This window comes from uncultured Paracoccus sp., from assembly GCF_947496875.1.
Lineage (GTDB): Bacteria > Pseudomonadota > Alphaproteobacteria > Rhodobacterales > Rhodobacteraceae > Paracoccus.
The window spans coordinates 1-17800 of the sequence record NZ_CANMEH010000032.1 but is presented as its reverse complement, the minus strand read 5'-3'; the positions used below and the strand labels follow the sequence as shown (position 1 = coordinate 17800).

Sequence of the window (17800 nt, the reverse complement as noted above, 5' to 3'; positions counted from 1 at the left end):
GAGGTGATCGAACCGAGCCGCTCGAGGTCGAGCGTCACGTCGAGCTCGTCGGTGTCGAAGCGGACCGGCACGTCGAACTCGAAGCCCGCGGTGATCGCGACGCCAGCACCCGGCGCAGCGCTGAAGGTGACGACGCCTGTGGCGGTGTCGACCGACCAGCCGGAGGGCTGCTCGACCCCGCCGAGCGCGATGCGCACGGTGCCCGCCACCGGCTTGGCGATGGGGCGTGACCAGGATTGCGCGCCCGAGGCGTAGCGCTTCACCAGCTGGAAGGCGGTCGTCGCACCGTCGCCTGCGCCGATCGCCTGGTCGGTGGGCGATGGCATTCCCGAGGGCAGGCAGGACTTGTGGTCGCCCCAGTCCTTGAACCGGAAGCCATGAAGGCGACCGTTGCGCGCCTCGAAGAAGGCGACGACCGCCGCCAGATCGTCGGCACGGCGGATGCCGTACGCGACATCGTAGCGGCGGCGCGAGTTGGCCCAGCTCGCGTTGCGCTCCTCGTCGCCCGAGGCGAGCTCGACGATCTGGGTGCGCCGTTCCGGCCCGCCGCGTGCGCCCCGGCTGATATCGTCGGGAAACCGGACCTCGTGAAACGCCATCACATGCCTCTCCGCCCGAGCGACACGGCGCGGGCGATATCCGCCGCGACCTGTGTGCGGGACTGCCGGAAGCTCTCGGCGTCGCGGGCCATGATGGTGACGTTGACGCCACCGTCCGCGCCGTAGCTCTGCGCCTCACGCCGCGACAGCACGCGCTCGCCGCGTTGCAGGATCGCGGGCACCTCATCATGCCGAAGCCCGGCCATGCCGCCGGAATGCATCCGGGGGGCAGCGGCGAAGGCCATGGCGGGCACCATGCGCGAGGGCCCCGCGGCCCCGACCATCCCGCCCGCATGCAGGACGTTGGCGAAAATGCCGTCCGCACCGGAGAATACACCCGAGAGAGCATTCGCGATCGGCCCGAGGATGAAACGCCGCGCCGCCAGCTGGGCGAGATCGGCCAGCAGCGAGGTGACGAGGTCGCGGAAGTTCAGCTTGCCGGTCCGCACGAACTGGCCGACCGCGTTCTCCGCCGCCTGGAAGGCGCGGACGAGGCTCTGACCGATGTCGCCGCCAATGTCGCGCGCCTTGCTGGCGTAATCCGACAGCGCCGCAGTGACCGCCTGCCAGCCGCTGACGGCGGCCTCGGTCGCGGGCTCCGCTGTAGCGGCGGCGGCTCCGGCCGCCGCGCCTGCACCTGTTGCGGCGCGTCCGGCATCGCCGAGCGCCGTCTCCAGCCGCTCCGCCGCGCCGGTGGCCTCGGTCAGCGCGTTCGCGCTCGCCTCGTCAGTTCCACGCACCGCGTCGCGCAGCGCCTGCCAGCTTTCGATGGGCGCACGTGCCCCTTCCGCCAGATCGCGTGCCGCACCGCGATAGAGGTTTGCGGACTCAAGCGCTCGGTTTGCCGCCTCGGTCAGGCCGAGATCGGGCGCGGTCAGCGGGTTGTCCTCGAAGGCCCGGTCGAAGGCTGCCTGCGCCGCTGTCGTGGCAGCACTGGCCGCGCCCTCGAAGCGGTTCTCGATATCGCCAAGGTCGAGGTCCGGCACCAGCGAGATGCGCCGCTCGGAACCGAGCGCTTCCAGCCCCTGGTTGATCCCGCCGATGAAGCCATTGATGCGCGAGACCACTCCGTTCAGCATCGCCTCGACGCCGTCGACCAGGCTGTTGGCCGCCTGGAACGCCAGATCGCCGATGGCGGCGGGCAGCAGGCCCCAGATCGCCTTGATCGCCTCGTAGGCGCCTTCGAAGGTGTTCGCGGCCGTGTTGCCGAAACCGACGACGCTCTCGATGGCGCTCTGCATGCCCGACGCGGCATCGGCCTTCAGGTCGAAGAACATCGCCGTGGCGGCCGCGCCCGCCGCGGTAGCGCCTATCCTGATCCGCTCCCAGACCTCGACCGCGACGTCCTTCAGGAGCGACATCGCCTCGGCACCGCGGTATTCCTGCTGATCCTTGCGCATAACGGGTTCAACCGGCGCTGGTATGGCCGCCTTGACAGGACCGGCCGCGAGCCGCCCGGCAGGGTGACGATCGCGCTCAATCTGGCATTGATGCTGGCGATGATCGGCTTGCTCATCACTAGTGTGGTGGTGTTGCGGGTCGTGTTCGGTTTCTTGCCATTCGACGCCGGGATGACCGCCCGCGATCTGCACCTACTGTCTGCCTATTGGGGTGTGGTTCTGGTCGGCCTGCACGTCGGCCTGAACTGGCAGATCGTGATGAACGTTGCTCGCAGCCGGTTCGGCGTATTGCTCCCCCGCGGGCTATGGGAGCCAATTGGCTGGGTCGCTGTGCTGTGCCTCTCGGCGGCCGGACTTCATAGCGCCTTTACAATGGATCTGGGCGCCAAGCTTCTGAGCCGACCCACGCTGGACATGTGGGACTTCAACGCAGCCACACCGCGGTTCTTTCTGCACTGGCTGTCGATCATGGGCCTGTGTGCCGTGTTGGGGCACCACGGCGCCCGGTTGCTGCGCCGTCCGCTCACTCTTGCAAGAGGATAACTCCGATGGAAATCTTTCGCGCGGCAAGCAGGCCGTCCGCCACAGGACCGGCTGACTGGTTCACCGGAAAAGTCCGCGTGGACCCGCTGTCCCAGCCGCCCCGGATCGGGTGCAGGGGGCTCATGTCACCTTCGACCCGGGTGCCCGCACGGCATGGCATACGCATCCGCTTGGCCAGACGCTGATCGTGACCTTCGGGCGCGGCCTGGTCCAGCGCGACAGCGGCCCGGTCGAGGAAATCCACAGCCGCGGGTCACCCTACATGACGCCCGCGGAGATGACGGCGACCGCGCTTGATCGCGCCTCGAAGGGCTGGCAGCTCGCGCTTCACGCCAATGGCGATGCGGGCATCGACATGGTGCTCGATGCCTGCGCGGCGGTGCGCGACGCCGGCATCGACATGCGAGCGGTCCGGGCCCGGATCGAGCACTGCTCGATGCTGCACGACGACCAGATCGCGCGCATGAAGGACCTCGGGGTCTCGGCGAGCTTTCTCATCGGCCATGTGCATTTCTGGGGCGTGTGGATGCGTGACAGGGTGTTCAGTCCCGAACGGGTGCAGCACCTGGCCCGCCTGCACAGCGTCGAGGAGGCCGGTGTCGGCTACACCTTGCACTCGGATTTCATGGTGACCGAACCCGAGCCCCTGAACATGATCCAGATGGCGGTCACCCGCAGCACCTGGAAGGAACCCGGCTTCGTGCTCAACCCGGCCGAGCGCGTCTCGGTCGTCTCCGCGATACGGGCCCTGACCTCCGAGGCGGCGTGGCAGCTCCATTCGGAGCACGAGATCGGAAGCCTCGAGGCTGGGAAGTTCGCGGACCTCGTGATCCTTGACCAGGACCCGCGCGAGGTGCAGCCGGAAGCGATCGGTGGCATCAGGGTCAGCGAGACCTGGATGGACGGCCGCAAGGTCCACGCTGCCTAACAGGTGCTGGAGAGCCCGGCCTGCACCCTGTCTGCGGGACCAGATCCCTATCGCGTTGGTCGGCGGCACAACGGTGCGCGGACCGCATGTCGACCGTGCACTGCTCAAGCAAACAGACGGGGCTTACAGGTCGCTGCTGTCCCGGACCATGATGACATGCAGGAAGCCCGGGCCGTGCGCGCCACGGACGTAGCTGCCCTCGATGTCTGTCGTGCCGCTGGGGCCGGTGATGAGGATCGCGTTGCGGGGCTGGGGGTTATCCTGCACGGCAAGGGCGTAGTCCTCCAGATGCGGCAGCAGCCGGTCCTCGCGGAGGACGAGGACATGGTGCAGCGTCAGGAAGGCGAGCAGGACGGGGTTGTCGGGTCCCGAATGGATGACCAGCGACCCGCCTTCGGCGATGCCCCATTCCGCGAGGCCGACGCCCACCGCCTCGTCAGGGGCGATGTCGGGATGCGTGGCGATGCCGCCCCAGTCGAGGCCCGCCAGCGCGGCGGCGGGTTGAAGCGCGACGGCGGCCGGCAGCCCCTGGGCGTCGAGGTAGCGGCGCACGGCCGCCGGGACCTCGGCCATCCGGTCCAGGTGGTCGATCGTGGTGCCCACCGCCGCCGCCTTCAGGGCGAAGGCCTCCCGCAGCTCGGGCGCGGCGAGGCCCGGGCGCGCCACCTCGGGCCGTCCGAGCAGGGCCGCAGCCTCGGCGGCGATGACCGCGACCGGGCGCTGCGCGCCGGTGCTGCCTCGGATGGCCGTCAGGATGCGTTGACGGGCGTTCATCGGCGCGCACCCTTGGCGGCCTGGTTCGCGCGGTACTGCTCCATGAAGGTGCGGCCGGCGGGGCGGGGCAGGTCGCGATAGGCGGTCCAGCCCCCAGCCAGCGGCAGGCTCCGGATCCAGCCGCGCCGCCCGAACAGCCGCAGCGCGCGCACGCCCACCCTGCTGGCCAGACGGTAGAGCCGCGGCCGCCGCGCCGCCATCGCCCAGACGCCGATGGCAAGGCGCGGAACGCCATTCTCCAGGCCCGCGCGCCAACTCCGCCGGCGCCAGGCCCGCAGCAGCGTCGGGATCGGGATGCCCACCGGGCAGACCTCGGCGCAGCGGCCGTTCATGGTGCAGGCATGGGGCAGGTCCCGCGAGGCGGCAAGTCCGTCCAGCACGGGTGTCAGGACCGCGCCCATGGGACCGGGATAGGTGCCGCCGTAGGCGTGACCGCCGATCTGGCGGTACACGACGCAGTGGTTCATGCAGGCGCCGCAGCGGATGCAGCGCAGCATCTCGCGGAACTCGTCGCCCAGCATGCGCGTGCGGCCGTTATCCACGAGGACGATGTGCATCTCCTCCGGCCCGTCGGCGTCGCCGGGGCGTTTCGGGCCACAATGGAAGGTGGTGTACTGCGTCAGTTCGCCCCCCGTCGCCGATCGCACCAGCAACCGCAGCAGGGCAAAGGCATGCGCGGTCGAGGGGACGATCTTCTCGATCCCCGCGGTGACGATGTGGATGCGCGGCGGTGTCGTGGTCAGCTCGGCGTTGCCTTCGTTGGTGACGGTGCAGGTCGCCCCCGTGTCCGCGACAAGGAAGTTCGCGCCGGAGATGCCCACATCGGCGCCCAGGAACTTGGCGCGCAACTCGCGCCGTGCGCTCTGCACCATGGTCCCGGGATCGTCGGCTGCGGGCGGGGGATGGTGACCCGCCTTGAACAGGTCCGCCACCTGCTCGCGCGTGCGGTGCATCGCCGGCCAGACGATATGCGAGGGCCGCTCGCCCGCGAGCTGGATGATGTGCTCGGCGAGGTCGGTCTCCACCCGCTCGATTCCGGCATCCGCCAGCGCGTGGGGCAGGCCGATCTCCTCGCCCAGCATGGACTTGGCGCGGGTGACCAGCCTTGCGTCCGCGTCGAGGCAGATGCGTGTGACGATCGCCCGAGCCTCGGCGTCGTCGGAAGCCCAGTGGACCTTTGCGCCGGCGGCGGTGGCATTCCGTTCGAACATTTCGAGGTAGTGGTCGAGATGGGCGATGACGTGGTCCTTGATCGCCCGGCCGCGCTCGCGTGCGGCGTCGAACTCGGGAAAGGCGGCGACGGCCGCGGCCCGCTTTCGTTCGGCGTTGCCCGTCGTCCGCTCGATGGCCACCTTGAGCGCCGCGTTGGAGAGTTCGGCGGCGGCGCGCGCCTTGAAGCCTGGCTGCGCTGCAGCAGACATGGTCAGCCCTCCTCGCCAATCGCCGGGCCGTCGGCGCGGCCCGCCAGAACCTCGATCGTGTGGAAGCAGCGCGTTCTTGCGCCACGCCGGTGCAGCTTGCCCGCCATGTTCATCAGGCAACCCAGATCGCCCGCCAGCAGCAGGTCGGCACCCGTACGCTCGATCGCCTCGGCCTTCTCGGTGACGATGGCATTGGAGATCGTGGAATACTTCACGCAGAAGGTGCCGCCGAAGCCGCAGCAGACGTCATTGCCCTCCAGCCCACGCATCGCCAGGCCCTCGACATGCGACAGCAACGCGCGGGGCTGGGCGGCGATGTTCAACTCCCGCAGGCCGGCGCAACTGTCGTGGTAGGTGGCCGTCGCATCCAGACGGCGGCCCCGGGGGCGGTAGTCCATGACATCCACAAGAAAACTGGTGATCTCGTGTGTCTTTGCCGCGAAGGCGGCTGCGCGCGCGGCCCACTTCGGGTCGCGCGCCAGCAGGTCGGGATAGGCGTGCACCATCGTCCCCGCGCAGGAGCCCGAGGGCAGCACGACATAGTCGCAGTCCTCGAAGGCGGCGATCGTCTGGCGCGCCAGGCGTGCCGTGTCCTCGTCATCGCCGCTGTTCAGCGCCGGCTGGCCGCAGCAGGTCTGACCCTGCGGCACCTCCACCCGGCAGCCTGCTTCCTCGAGCAACTGGATGGCGGCAAAGCCGATCCCCGGCCGGATGGCATCCACCAGACAGGTCACGAACAGACCGACGCGGGGATTCGGCTTTGCAGGCATGGCGACCTCAGGTTCCGACCGCAACCGGGTGCCGGCCGCGGTTCCGCGACATGGTGAACAGCACCGCCGCGGGCCAGATCAGTGCCGCGATCCACCACATGCTGAACCCCCCGGAAAGCAGCGCGAGACCGATGAAGCCCCCCTGGACGATATAGTATCCCGTGGGGATCAGCGTCATGCGGATGATCTCGCCCTCGCGGTCCACCAGCCCGACGGTCGCGGAGGCGGCGACCACGTTGTGGACGCAGATCATGTTGCCTGCCGCCCCGCCGATGGCCTGCAGCGCCACCACGGTGCCCGCGCCCGCCGCGCCCAGACCGATCTGCTCGGCGGTCGAGAACTGGAACAGCGAGAACATCATGTTGCTGATCGTGTTCGACCCCGCCACGAAGGCGCCCATCGCCCCGATCAGCGGCGCGAACATCGGCCAGGCCTGGCCCACCGCGGCCGAGACGCCCTCGGCAAGCACGATCGGCATGCTGGCCATGGTTTCGGAGGCCGAGTTGATGAACACCTGCACCATCGGTACCGCCAGCAGCAGGGCAGGGGCGGCGGCGATCATGGTCGATCCCGACGACCTAAGGGCCTTGGCATAGTCGCGCCCGCTCATCCCGTGGAGGAAGAAGGTGATGAGCGAGGCGAGGATCAGGACCGTGCCCGGCAGGTACAGGACCTGCACGCGCGCATTGATCCCCGAGTTGAACATGTTGTCGAGGGCGAGCGTCACATCGGGCGAGGTCAGCCAGGCCTTCACCGGCCCGACGGCCCGCGTCAGCACCAGCAGGACGACAACGATGACGTAGGGCGTCCAGGCCTTCAGCAGCGGCATCAGCGGTCGCCCGCCGTGGTGATCCTCCAGGTCGTCGAGCTTGCCGATCCAGGCATCGTTCCATTGCGCGCGCGGCGGGAAGTCAAAGACCTCCTTCGGCACCAGGAAGCCCGCCCGCGCCGCCGGGACGACGATCAGCAGGCCGATGATGCCGCCCAGCAACGACGGGAACTCCGGCCCCAGCAGGTTGGCAATGATGTTGTAGGGGATGGTGAAGGCGAGGCCGGCGAACAGCGCGAACTTCCAGACCCGGAAGCCTTCGCGGAAGGACCGGTTCGCGCCGAAGAATCGCGTCAGCATCCCCACGAGGATCAGCGGGATCAGGAACCCCACCAGGCCGTGGATCATCGCCACCTTGACCGCGATCTGCAGCAGGTATTCGAAGAACGGGAGGGGCGCGATGGTCGCGTCGACGATCTCCTGCCCCGAGAGGCCGGTGTTCACACCGACAAGGATGGGCGTGCCGACGGCCCCGAAGGACACCGGCGTGCTCTGGATGATCATGGTCACGACGACGGCGGCCATCGCCGGGAAGCCGATGGCGACCAGCAGCGGGGCGGCGATCGCCGCCGGCGTGCCGAAGCCCGAGGCGCCCTCGATCAGCGAGCCGAAGAGCCAGGCGATGATGATGGCCTGCACCCGCCGGTCGGGCGAGATGCTGGTGAAGCCGCTGCGGATCGACCGGATGCCGCCGCTCTCCTCCAGCGTGTAGAGCATCAGGATGGCGCCGAAGATGATGTAGAGCAGGCTGATCGCCGTGATGGCGCCGTTGGCGGTGGCCCCAAGCACCTTGCTCAGGTCCGTGCCCCAGACCAGCAGGGCAGTCGCCGCCGTGACAAGGTACGCGACGAGCATTGACAGCTTGGCCGACCACTCCAGAACCACCAGCAGCAGGAAAACCGTGGCTATTGGCAGCAGGGCCAGCAGGAAGATAACCAGACCGCTCATCGTGCCTCCTTGTTTGTGCCGGGCAGCAGCCCCGCTGATTGTCCCGCGACTGCCCGCGGTTCGGCCTTGCCGCCTCCGCCGGGGAGGCGGGAGGCTGTTCTTGTTGGCACGCGCGCAGGACTGACTTCGTCCCTCCGCGCGCGGGCCTTCTTTTTCCGCACGCCGCGCGAAGGCGGCGGCCGCTGCCTCAGTGCCGCTTCTTGGGCGGCACCAGGTCGGTGATCGTTCCCTCAAACATTTCGGCGGCGAAGTTCACCGTTTCGCTGAGGGTCGGGTGCGGGTGAATCGTGCGGCCGAGATCGACCGCGTCGGCGCCCATCTCGATGGCCAGCGCCACCTCGGCGATCAGGTCGCCGGCGTTCGGCCCGACGATGGCCGCGCCGATCACCCGGTCATCGGCCTCGTCGAAAATGACCTTGGTGATCCCCTCCGACCGGCCCAGCGACAGCGAGCGTCCCGAGGCAGCCCAGGGGAACACGCCCTTGCCGACCTTGCGCCCCTCGGCCTTGGCGCTTGTCTCGGTGACGCCGACCCAGGCGACCTCGGGATCGGTGTAGGCGACCGAGGGGATCACGCGGGCATCGAAGTGGCGGTTCTGCCCCGCCGCAGCCTCGGCCGCGACCTTGCCCTCGTGCACCGCCTTGTGGGCGAGCATCGGCTGACCCACCACGTCGCCGATGGCGTAGATGTGCGGCACGTTCGTCCGCTGCTGGCTGTCCACGGCGATGAAGCCGCGATCATCCACCGCGACGCCCGCGGCCTCGGCGCCGATGAGCTTGCCGTTCGGCTTGCGGCCCACGGCGACGAGGATCCTGTCGAACGTGTCCGTTGTCGTGCCGCCCTTCTCGTCCTCGAAGGTGACGGTCAGGCCGCCGTCGCCCGCCTCGACGGCGGTGACCTTGGTCTTGAGCAGGATCTTTTCGTAGCGTCCCTCGATGCGCTTGTGCAGCGGGCGGACGATGTCCTTGTCGCAGCCGGGGATGATCTGGTCCATCAACTCGACCACCGTGATGCGCGACCCAAGCGCGTCGTAGACGCAGGCCATCTCCAGCCCGATGATGCCCCCGCCCAGCACAAGCATCCGCTCGGGGATGCCCTCCAGTTCAAGCGCGCCGGTCGAGTCGACCACCCGTGGGTCGTCATGGGGGATGAAGGGCAGCGTCACCGGCTCGGAGCCCGCTGCGATGACGCATTGATCGAAGCTGACGGTTGTCCTGGAGCCGTCCTGCTCGACCTCGATCATGTTCGGGCCGACGAAGCGGCCGTGGCCGGTCACCACCTGAACCTTGCGCGCCTTGGCCAGCCCCGACAGACCGCCCGTGAGCTGCTTCACGACCGAATCCTTCCAGCCGCGAAGTCGGTCCACGTCCACCGATGGCTCGGCGAAGCTGATGCCGTGGCCCGCCATCTCCTCGGCCTCGGTGATGACCTTTGCTGCGTGCAGCAGCGCCTTCGACGGGATGCAGCCGACGTTCAGGCAGACACCGCCGAGGCTCGGGTTGCGCTCGATCAGGACGACGGCCTTCCCCAGGTCGGCCGCTCGGAATGCGGCGGTATATCCGCCCGGGCCGGAGCCCAGCACCGCCACCTCGGCGTGGATGTCGCCTTTGGCGACGGCGCCGGTCGCCGCTGGGGCCGGCTGGGACGGGGCGGAGACCTCTGCCGGGCCGCCGCGCCCGCCATAGCCGCTGTCCTTGCTGCGCGGCTCGACGGCGCCGGCACCCTCCAGCGTCAGGATCAGCGAGCCCTCCGAGACCCTGTCGCCCTCCTTCACCGCGATGGAGGCGATCCGGCCGGCTGCGGGCGAGGGCACCTCCATCGTCGCCTTGTCGGACTCGAGCTCGATCAAGGGCGCTTCCTGCGCCACCTCGTCGCCAACCGCGACCAGGATGCTGATGACAGGAACGTCCTTGAAATCGCCGATGTCGGGAACCTTGACTTCCATGACCCGGGCCCCCTTACAGCATGATCCGGCGCACGTCGCCGAGCAGGTGTTTCAGCGTCGCGGCGAACCGTGCGGCAAGGGCCCCGTCGATGGCGCGATGGTCGTAGCTGAGCGACATCGGCAGCATGTTGCGGGGGACGAACTGCTGGCCGTCCCAGACCGGCGCCATCCGCGACCGCGTCAAGCCGAGGATCGCCACCTCCGGCGCGTTGACGATGGGGGTAAAGGCCGTGCCGCCGATCCCGCCCAGAGACGAGATCGTGAAGGTCGCCCCCTGCATGTCCGCCGACTTCAGCTCGCCCGCACGCGCCTTGCCGCTCAACTCGCCCAGCTCCTTCGAGATCTCGACGATGCCCTTGCGGTCGGCGTCCTTGATGACCGGCACCACAAGCCCGTTGGGCGTGTCGGCGGCAAAGCCGATGTTGTAGTAGGACTTGCGGATCAGCTTGTCGCCATCGGGGTGGATGGACGAGTTGAATTCCCAGTGTTTCTTCAGCGCCGACACGCTGGCCTTGATGACGAAGGACAGCAGCGTCACCCGGTAGCCGTCCTTTTTCGCCTCGTCGTCCAGTTCCTTGCGGTACTGGTCGATGTCGGTGATGTCGGCTTCCTCCTGGTGCGTCACGTGAGGAACGTTCAGCCAGGATCGGTGCAGGGCAGGGCCGGACAGCTTCTTGATCCGGGCCATCTCGACGTCTTCCACCGGCCCGAACTTCGAGAAGTCGACCACCGGCACCGGCGGGATGCCCATTCCCCCCGAGACGCCGCCCGCTGCGGCGGCGGGCGCCGCGACGCTCTTCAGGGCGGCGGTAACGTCCTCGCGCAGGATGCGGCCCTTGCGCCCCGTCCCGTTGACCCGGGCGAGGTCGATGCCGAGCTGGCGGGCGAAGGCACGGACGGACGGTGAGGCATGGGCCTTGCCGAAGCCGCGGTCGGTGATCGCGCCGCCTGCCGGGGCAGCGCCGCCGCCCGAGGTCGCGGCCGGGGCCGGCGCAGCGGCAGGGGCGGGCGCTGCCGCGGAGGGTGTCTTCCCCGGCGCATCCATGGCCGGCGCGTCCGCGGCCGTCACTCCGTCCGCCTCGACCGTAAGGATGGTGGAGCCCTCGGAGACCTTGTCGCCCTCGCTGACCGAGATCGCGGCGACCTTGCCGGCGACGGGGCTGGGCACCTCCATCGTGGCCTTGTCGGACTCGAGTTCGATGAGCGGGTCTTCCTTGGCGACGGTGTCGCCGACCTTCACCAGGATGCTGATCACCGGCACGTTCGAGAAATCGCCGATGTCCGGAACCTTAACTTCTACTGCCATCTTCTGTTCTCCTCGCGCCCCGGATCACACCAGCCTGGGATTCGGCTTGTCGCCGTTGATTTCGTACTTGCCGAGGGCAGCCCGCAGCGTGGCCTCGTCGATCGCGCCTTCCCGGTGAAGATCCACCATCGCCGCGGCGGCGATGTGGTTGGCGTCGACCTCGAAGAAGCGCCGCAGGTTGACCCGGCTGTCCGACCGGCCGAAGCCGTCGGTCCCCAGAACCGTGTAGCGCCCCGGAACAAAGGCGCGGATCTGTTCGGCATAGTTCTTCATGTAGTCGGTGGCGACGATCACCGGACCCTTCGCCTTCGCAAGCTCCTGCGTGACGAAGGGCACGCGCGGTTCGTCGAAGGGGTTCAGCCGGTTCCAGCGGGCCGCGTCCTGCCCGTCCCGCGCGAGTTCGTTGAAGCTGGTCGCCGACCAGATGTCCGCGGTCACGCCGAAGTCGGCCTGCAGCATCTCTGCCGCTTTCAACGCCTGCACGAGGATCGTGCCCGAGCCCATGAGGTTGACGTGCTTCTCGCCCGGGTTCCTGGTTTCCCGGAAGCGGTACAGCCCGCGGATGATCCCGTCCTCCGCGCCGGGTGGCATGTCCGGGTGGCTGTAGTTCTCGTTCATCAGCGTGATGTAGAAGTAGACGTCCTCCTGATCCTCGAACATGCGCTTCAGCCCGTGGTGCACGATCACCGCGACCTCGTGCTGGAAGGTCGGATCGTAGCTGATGCAGTTGGGGATGGTTCCGGCCAGGATATGGCTATGCCCGTCCTCGTGCTGCAGCCCCTCGCCGTTCAGCGTGGTGCGGCCGGCCGTGCCGCCCAGCATGAAGCCGCGGGCGCGGCTGTCGCCGGCCGCCCAGGCGAGATCGCCGATCCGCTGGAAGCCGAACATCGAGTAGTAGATGAAGAACGGGATCATCGGCACGCCGTGGTTGGAATACGACGTGGCCGCCGCGATCCAGTCGGCCATGGCGCCGGCCTCGTTGATGCCCTCCTGCAGGACCTGGCCGTTCTCGGCTTCCCGGTAATAGGACATCTGCTCGCGGTCTTCGGGCGTGTATTTCTGCCCCGCGGGATTGTAGATCCCGATCGAGCGGAAAAGCCCCTCCATGCCGAAGGTCCGGCTTTCGTCCGGCACGATCGGTACGACGTTCTGGCCGATGTTCTTGTCCCGGATCAGCGTCGTCAGGATCCGCACGAAGGCCATGGTGGTGGAGATTTCGCGCTCGCCGGTGCCGACGAGTTGCGTCTTGAACGCTTCCAGCGGCGGGATCTCGAGCTTCGGCGACTTGGATGCGCGCTGCGGGAAAGCGCCGCCGAGGGCCTTCCGGCGGTCGGCGAGATAGGCCTTCTGCGCGTTGTTGAGCGAAACGAACGGCGCCTTCGGCAGGTCCTCGTCGGCAACCGGGATCTTGAAGCGGTCGCGGAATTCGCGCAACTGCTCCTCGGCCAGCTTCTTCTGCTGGTGGGTGATGTTCTGGCCTTCGCCGGCCGACCCCATGCCATAGCCCTTGATCGTCTTGATCAGAAGGCAGGACGGCTGATCCGTGGTTTCGGTCGCCCTGCGGAAGGCCGTGTAAACCTTCTCAGGGTCGTGGCCGCCGCGGTTCAGGCTCCAGATCTGGTCGTCGGTCCAGTCCTCGACCAGTGCCGCCGTTTCCGGGTACTTGCCGAAAAAATGCTTGCGGATATAGGCGCCATCCTTCGACTTGAAGGTCTGGTAGTCGCCGTCCACCGTTTCGTCCATCAACTGCCGCAGGCGCCCGGTGGTGTCGTTCTCGAGCAGTTGGTCCCAGCCCTTGCCCCAGAGCAGCTTGAGGACGTTCCAGCCCGCACCGCGGAAATTGCCCTCGAGTTCCTGGACGATCTTGCCGTTGCCGCGCACTGGTCCGTCAAGGCGCTGCAGGTTGCAGTTGATGACGAAGATCAGGTTGTCGAGCTTTTCGCGCGCAGCCAGGTCGATCGCGCCGCGGCTTTCGGGCTCGTCCATCTCGCCGTCGCCGAGGAAGCACCAGACCTTGCGGTCGCCCATGTCGATCAGGCCGCGGTTGTGCATGTATTTCATGAACCGGGCCTGGTAGATCGCCATCAGCGGCCCGAGGCCCATCGAGACGGTCGGAAACTGCCAGTAATCCGGCATGAGCCAGGGATGCGGGTAGGAGGACAGCCCGTTTCCGCCCACTTCGGAACGGAAGTTCAGCATCTGCTCCTCGCTGATCCGCCCTTCCATGAAGGATCGCGCGTAGATGCCGGGAACCACATGGCCCTGGAAGAACACGAGGTCGCCGCCGTGGATCGGCGAGCGGGCGCGCCAGAAATGGTTCAGCCCGACGTCATACATCACCGCCGACGATGCGAACGAGGCGATGTGGCCCCCGTATTCGCTCGACTCCTTGTTGCGCCGCACCACCATCGCCATCGCGTTCCAGCGGTTGATGGTACGGATGCGCCATTCCATCTCGAGGTCGCCCGGGAACTCGTACTGGTCATCGACCGGGATCGTGTTCTGATAGGGGGTCGTGGCCGAGAACGGCAGGGTCGCGCCGGCGGCGCGGGCCTGCTGCACCGCCTTGTCCAGCAGGTAATGGGCGCGGTTCGGACCATCCCGTTCGATGACGTCGGCAATCGCGTCCTGCCATTCCTGGGACTCGGTCGGGTCGATGTCGGGGATGTCGTCTCTCATCGTTGGCTTTCCCTTGGCTTGTGGATTGCCTGCAACTGGCGGGCGTCAGGGTTTCTCGGGGCTGCAGGCGCGGCGGTGGCGGTGGCGGGATGATCCGGTTCAGCGTTCCAGGCACATGGCAACGCCCATGCCGCCCCCGATGCAAAGGGTGGCGAGGCCCTTGCGGGCGTCCCGCCGCACCATCTCGTGCAGCAGCGTGTTGAGGATGCGCGCCCCTGACGCGCCGATCGGGTGGCCGATGGCGATGGCGCCGCCGTTGACGTTCACGACCTCGGGGTTCCAGCCCATGTCGCGGTTGACCGCGCAGGCCTGGGCGGCGAAGGCCTCGTTCGCCTCCACCAGGTCGAGGTCCGCGGCCTTCCAGCCGGCCTTTTCCAGCGCCTTGCGGCTGGCGGGAATCGGGCCGGTGCCCATGATCGCGGGATCGAGGCCGGCCGTCGCATAGGAGGCGATGCGGGCCAGCGGCGTCAGGCCGCGACGGCCTGCCTCGTCCTCGGACATCACCATCACCACTGCGGCGCCGTCGTTCAGCCCCGAGGCGTTGCCCGCCGTCACCGTGCCGTTGCTGGTGAAGGCAGGGCGCAGCTTCTGCATCATCTCCAGCGTCGCGCCGTGGCGGATGAACTCGTCCTCCTCGACCACGACCTCGCCCTTGCGGGTCTTGACCGTGAACGGGACGATCTCGTCGCGGAAGCGCCCTTCCTTCTGCGCCGCCTCCGCCTTGTTCTGGCTGGCGACGGCAAACTCGTCCTGCTGGTCGCGGCTCACCTGCCACTGCTGCGCCACGTTCTCGGCGGTCTGGCCCATGTGGTAGCCGTGGAAGGCGTCCCACAGCCCGTCGCGAATCATCGTGTCAACGATCTGCGTGTCGCCCATCTTCTTGCCGGCGCGCAGGTAGGTGGCGTGTGGCGCAAGCGACATCGACTCCTGTCCGCCCGCCAGGACGATGCCGGCGTCGCCGAGTTGAACCTGCTGGGCTGCGAGGGCCACCGTGCGCAAGCCCGAGCCGCAGACCTGATTGATGCTCCAGGCTGCCGATTCCTGCGGCAGACCGGCGTGAATATGCGCCTGTCGTGCCGGGTTCTGGCCTTGGCCTGCGGTCAGGACCTGACCAAGTATCGTCTCGCTGACCTCTGCCGGGTCCACGCCGGCGCGTTCCACCACCGCCTTGAGGACAGCCGCGCCAAGGTCGTGCGCGGGCGTGTTGGCGAAGGATCCCATGAAACTGCCGACTGGGGTCCTTGCAGCAGAGACGATCACGGCCTTGCTCATTCCTGGGATCCTTCTGCACGAGATGCGGGCTTCTCCCAACCTGCCCGGACGACCGTCCCGCGGAAAGCATTTTTTACTGGTCTGTTTTCTTGCTCTCTGCGCCTCGCGCGCTCCCTCTGCTGCTCTCCGTTGCAGCAGAGGGAGCAGGGCTCCGTGACGCGCCGACGCTCGCTGCTCGCGGGAGCTTGTCCCACGTAGGGGTAAAAGTAGTTTACCACTACCCAAGAGCAGAAATTGTGTTTACCAGTGTTGAGGCCCACGTGGGCCGGCAAGGTGTCCAGAGCAGGAGGCAGAGGTTGACGAGGCTGACGACAGGAGCCTTTCGGACGCGAACCGCCTCGCGCCCCGCACGGGGAGGGGCGAGGCGATGATCGCAGCGGATGTTTTCGAGCCGATCAATCACGAGTCAGTCGTGCAGGTGGTCGTCGACAAGATCGAGACGATGATCGTGGATGGCGTTCTGAAGGGGGGCGCACGCCTTCCATCGGAGCGGGAGATGGCCGAGGTCTTCCGCGTCTCGCGGCCCAAGCTGCGCGAGGCGATCGAGGTTCTCGAGAGCAGGAACCTGGTCACGGTCCGGCACGGTGACGGGACCTATGTCGCCGAACTGACGGGCAGGGCGATGTCGCCGGCCATGCTGGCGCTCTACGCCCGCCACGGAGAGGCGTTCTACGACTATCTCGAGTACCGCCGCGAACAGGAGGCCTTCGCGGCCCGCCTCGCCGCGGGGCGGGCAACGGCCGCCGACAAGGAGCGCCTTGCCGCCATACGCGAGGACCTGCAGGCGGCCTGGGCGGCGGGCGACGCTGAGGCCGAGCAGGACGCGGATTTCCGCCTCCACAGCGCGGTCGTGGACGCCAGCCACAACACGACGCTGATCCACATGATGGCGTCGGTCTTCGACCTGACGCGGCGCGGGATATTCTACAACCGCGACCTTCTGCGCAGCATCGACGGGACGGGCAAGAGGCTGCTGGATCAGCATCTGGAGATCATCGCGGCAATCGAGGCCGGCGACGCCGACAGCGCCGAGAAAGCCGCCCGCGAGCACCTGGACTTCGTCGAGCAGTCGATGCGCCTCGGTAGGGAGGTGCAGCGTCGCGAACGGCGCGCGCGCATGCGATCGAAGACGGTGGGTTGAGTTGCCCGGCGCCGATCTCGATGGCGGCGCCGAGCGCGATCGGCTGTGATCTCTGATATGGCACGCCCTTGCGGAGGATGCCGTCCATACGCGGTTCAGCAAGTTCGGGCGAAAGGGTCAGTTCGCCGTCTTCACCGACGAGGCACGGCACCGTCCAGCCGAACTCGGCCATGCTGGCGGCGATCTTGGCAACCTGGTCCGCGCCATGCGCCTTCGCGTTCTTCGCGTAGGGCTGGAGCTTGGCCAGCGGCCAGGTTTCGATCCGCTCGGGGGCGAAGCTCAGCGTCATGGGCGGGCGGTTTCCGATGTTCAGGTGGATGCTGGCCGGACTCCGGACACTGGATGCCGCGCTGGACTCCACGCAGGGTCCAGCGGCATCCGGGGTATCCGGCTCGAGGGCCAGCGTTCATTGGGGTTAGTACGGGAGGCGGGTGGATCCGGATTCTGGCTGGCTTCCCAAAAATCCGGCCCTGACGCTGGCGATGTCCCGCGCTTCGCCCGCCAGCATACGCAAGTGCCCGGAAAGGAACCAGAAAGTCCCGGAGCGGGCCTTGGACCCCAGGTGGAACCCGGTCCGGATTCCGGAGTCCACGAGGAATCCGATCACAGGTCGGGCGCCTCGGGTTGGCGGTGTCGCGGCCCATACAGCTTCTCGCCCAGCTGTCGGACCAGCTCCCGTTCTGGCCAGTTGAGGCGCTCATCGTCAATTGAGATGGCGAGCAAGCCCTGATCGCGCCAACCGTCCCTTTTCACGCGGTCCGGGTCGCGGCGCACGCCATCATAGCCCGGAGGATGCCAGCGCATCGTTTTCATCCGCGCCCCTCCTGCCGCTCTCTTTCCATGGCAGCGCGGGCTTGTTGGGCCCGGCGACGATCCCGGTCGTTGTCGAGATCGATCCGGCTGAGGCCGGTCTCGCGATCGACATGACTGCCTTCGCCATGGCGCGCCCAGGCGATGAATGCGTTGCCGATTTTGGCATGCAGCGCGATCATGACGCTCTGGTTGGAGATGGCGATAAGCGGCGCGAGGTATCTCGAGAGGAACGGCAGCCATTCGGTCGGGTTCAGAATGACGACCTGCTCGACTAGGCCGAGGGGGTCCTCGATGAGGACGAGGATGCCGTTCATCTCGCTCGGCCAGAAGCGGATTTCGAGGCCGGTACTGGCCGTGCCGTCCTCCGTCAGCAGCGTGTATTCGCAATCGAGCACGCGCTCCAGGGCGCAATGCCAATCGATGCGCTCCGTC

Annotated in this window: 15 protein-coding genes and 1 pseudogene; 3 read left to right on the top strand and 13 right to left on the bottom strand. The window is 67.7% G+C overall.

The window, feature by feature from the left end:
- Positions 1-599, bottom strand: a 599-nt coding sequence (locus Q0938_RS17935; RefSeq protein WP_299365272.1) for a DUF2460 domain-containing protein, incomplete at its 3' end; no start/stop codon positions are given.
- Positions 599-1999, bottom strand: coding sequence for a phage tail tape measure C-terminal domain-containing protein (locus Q0938_RS17930; RefSeq protein WP_366942783.1), 1401 nt, complete (start codon positions 1997-1999; stop codon positions 599-601). The genes Q0938_RS17930 and Q0938_RS17935, both read right to left, overlap by 1 nt.
- A 63-nt stretch (positions 2000-2062) precedes the next feature.
- Here Q0938_RS17930 and Q0938_RS17925 point away from each other — a divergent pair, with 63 nt between their 5' ends.
- A complete protein-coding gene (locus Q0938_RS17925) occupies positions 2063-2542 on the top strand; it encodes a DUF4405 domain-containing protein (RefSeq protein WP_299365270.1) in 480 nt (159 codons plus the stop codon).
- Between the two features lie 109 nt (positions 2543-2651).
- Positions 2652-3470 (top strand): amidohydrolase family protein, encoded by an 819-nt coding sequence (locus Q0938_RS17920; protein ID WP_366942782.1) that lies wholly within the window; start codon positions 2652-2654, stop codon positions 3468-3470.
- 123 nt (positions 3471-3593) lie between these two features.
- Here Q0938_RS17920 and Q0938_RS17915 read toward each other — a convergent pair whose 3' ends face one another.
- The 8 genes from Q0938_RS17915 to Q0938_RS17880 all read right to left on the bottom strand — a co-directional run bounded on the left by Q0938_RS17915 (position 3594) and on the right by Q0938_RS17880 (position 15414).
- On the bottom strand, positions 3594-4244 hold the full coding sequence (locus Q0938_RS17915; RefSeq protein ID WP_299365268.1) for an LUD domain-containing protein: 651 nt from the start codon (positions 4242-4244) through the stop codon (positions 3594-3596).
- The gene (locus Q0938_RS17910; RefSeq protein ID WP_299365266.1) at positions 4241-5665 is read right to left on the bottom strand and encodes a lactate utilization protein B; all 1425 of its coding nucleotides are present in this window, start codon (positions 5663-5665) and stop codon (positions 4241-4243) included. The genes Q0938_RS17915 and Q0938_RS17910 overlap by 4 nt, the downstream gene beginning before the upstream one ends.
- Positions 5666-5667: 2 nt before the next feature.
- Positions 5668-6435: a (Fe-S)-binding protein gene (locus Q0938_RS17905; RefSeq protein ID WP_299365265.1), complete on the bottom strand. Its 768-nt coding sequence runs from the start codon at positions 6433-6435 to the stop codon at positions 5668-5670.
- Between the two features lie 7 nt (positions 6436-6442).
- Positions 6443-8212, bottom strand: coding sequence for an L-lactate permease (locus Q0938_RS17900; protein WP_299365263.1), 1770 nt, complete (start codon positions 8210-8212; stop codon positions 6443-6445).
- 187 nt (positions 8213-8399) lie between these two features.
- Positions 8400-10157 (bottom strand): dihydrolipoyl dehydrogenase, encoded by a 1758-nt coding sequence (gene lpdA / locus Q0938_RS17895; RefSeq protein ID WP_299365261.1) that lies wholly within the window; start codon positions 10155-10157, stop codon positions 8400-8402.
- 13 nt (positions 10158-10170) lie between these two features.
- Entirely contained in the window at positions 10171-11463 is a 1293-nt protein-coding gene (aceF, locus tag Q0938_RS17890; protein WP_299365259.1) for a dihydrolipoyllysine-residue acetyltransferase, read from the bottom strand.
- 24 nt (positions 11464-11487) lie between these two features.
- On the bottom strand, positions 11488-14142 hold the full coding sequence (gene aceE / locus Q0938_RS17885) for a pyruvate dehydrogenase (acetyl-transferring), homodimeric type (RefSeq protein WP_299365257.1): 2655 nt from the start codon (positions 14140-14142) through the stop codon (positions 11488-11490).
- A gap of 99 nt (positions 14143-14241) precedes the next feature.
- Positions 14242-15414: an acetyl-CoA C-acetyltransferase gene (locus tag Q0938_RS17880; protein ID WP_299365255.1), complete on the bottom strand. Its 1173-nt coding sequence runs from the start codon at positions 15412-15414 to the stop codon at positions 14242-14244.
- Between the two features lie 367 nt (positions 15415-15781).
- Here Q0938_RS17880 and Q0938_RS17875 point away from each other — a divergent pair, with 367 nt between their 5' ends.
- The gene (locus tag Q0938_RS17875; RefSeq protein WP_299365253.1) at positions 15782-16555 is read left to right on the top strand and encodes a FadR/GntR family transcriptional regulator; all 774 of its coding nucleotides are present in this window, start codon (positions 15782-15784) and stop codon (positions 16553-16555) included.
- Positions 16556-16673: 118 nt separating this feature from the next.
- Here the strand turns inward: Q0938_RS17875 and Q0938_RS17870 are convergent.
- The 3 genes and pseudogenes from Q0938_RS17870 to Q0938_RS17860 all read right to left on the bottom strand — a co-directional run.
- A pseudogene (locus Q0938_RS17870) lies at positions 16674-16844 on the bottom strand (DNA methylase); the annotation flags it as partial.
- A 314-nt stretch (positions 16845-17158) separates the two neighbouring features.
- Positions 17159-17359 (bottom strand): hypothetical protein, encoded by a 201-nt coding sequence (locus Q0938_RS17865; RefSeq protein WP_299365274.1) that lies wholly within the window; start codon positions 17357-17359, stop codon positions 17159-17161.
- Positions 17360-17364: 5 nt separating this feature from the next.
- On the bottom strand, positions 17365-17800 hold a 436-nt coding region (locus Q0938_RS17860), incomplete at its 5' end, for a hypothetical protein (RefSeq protein ID WP_299365251.1).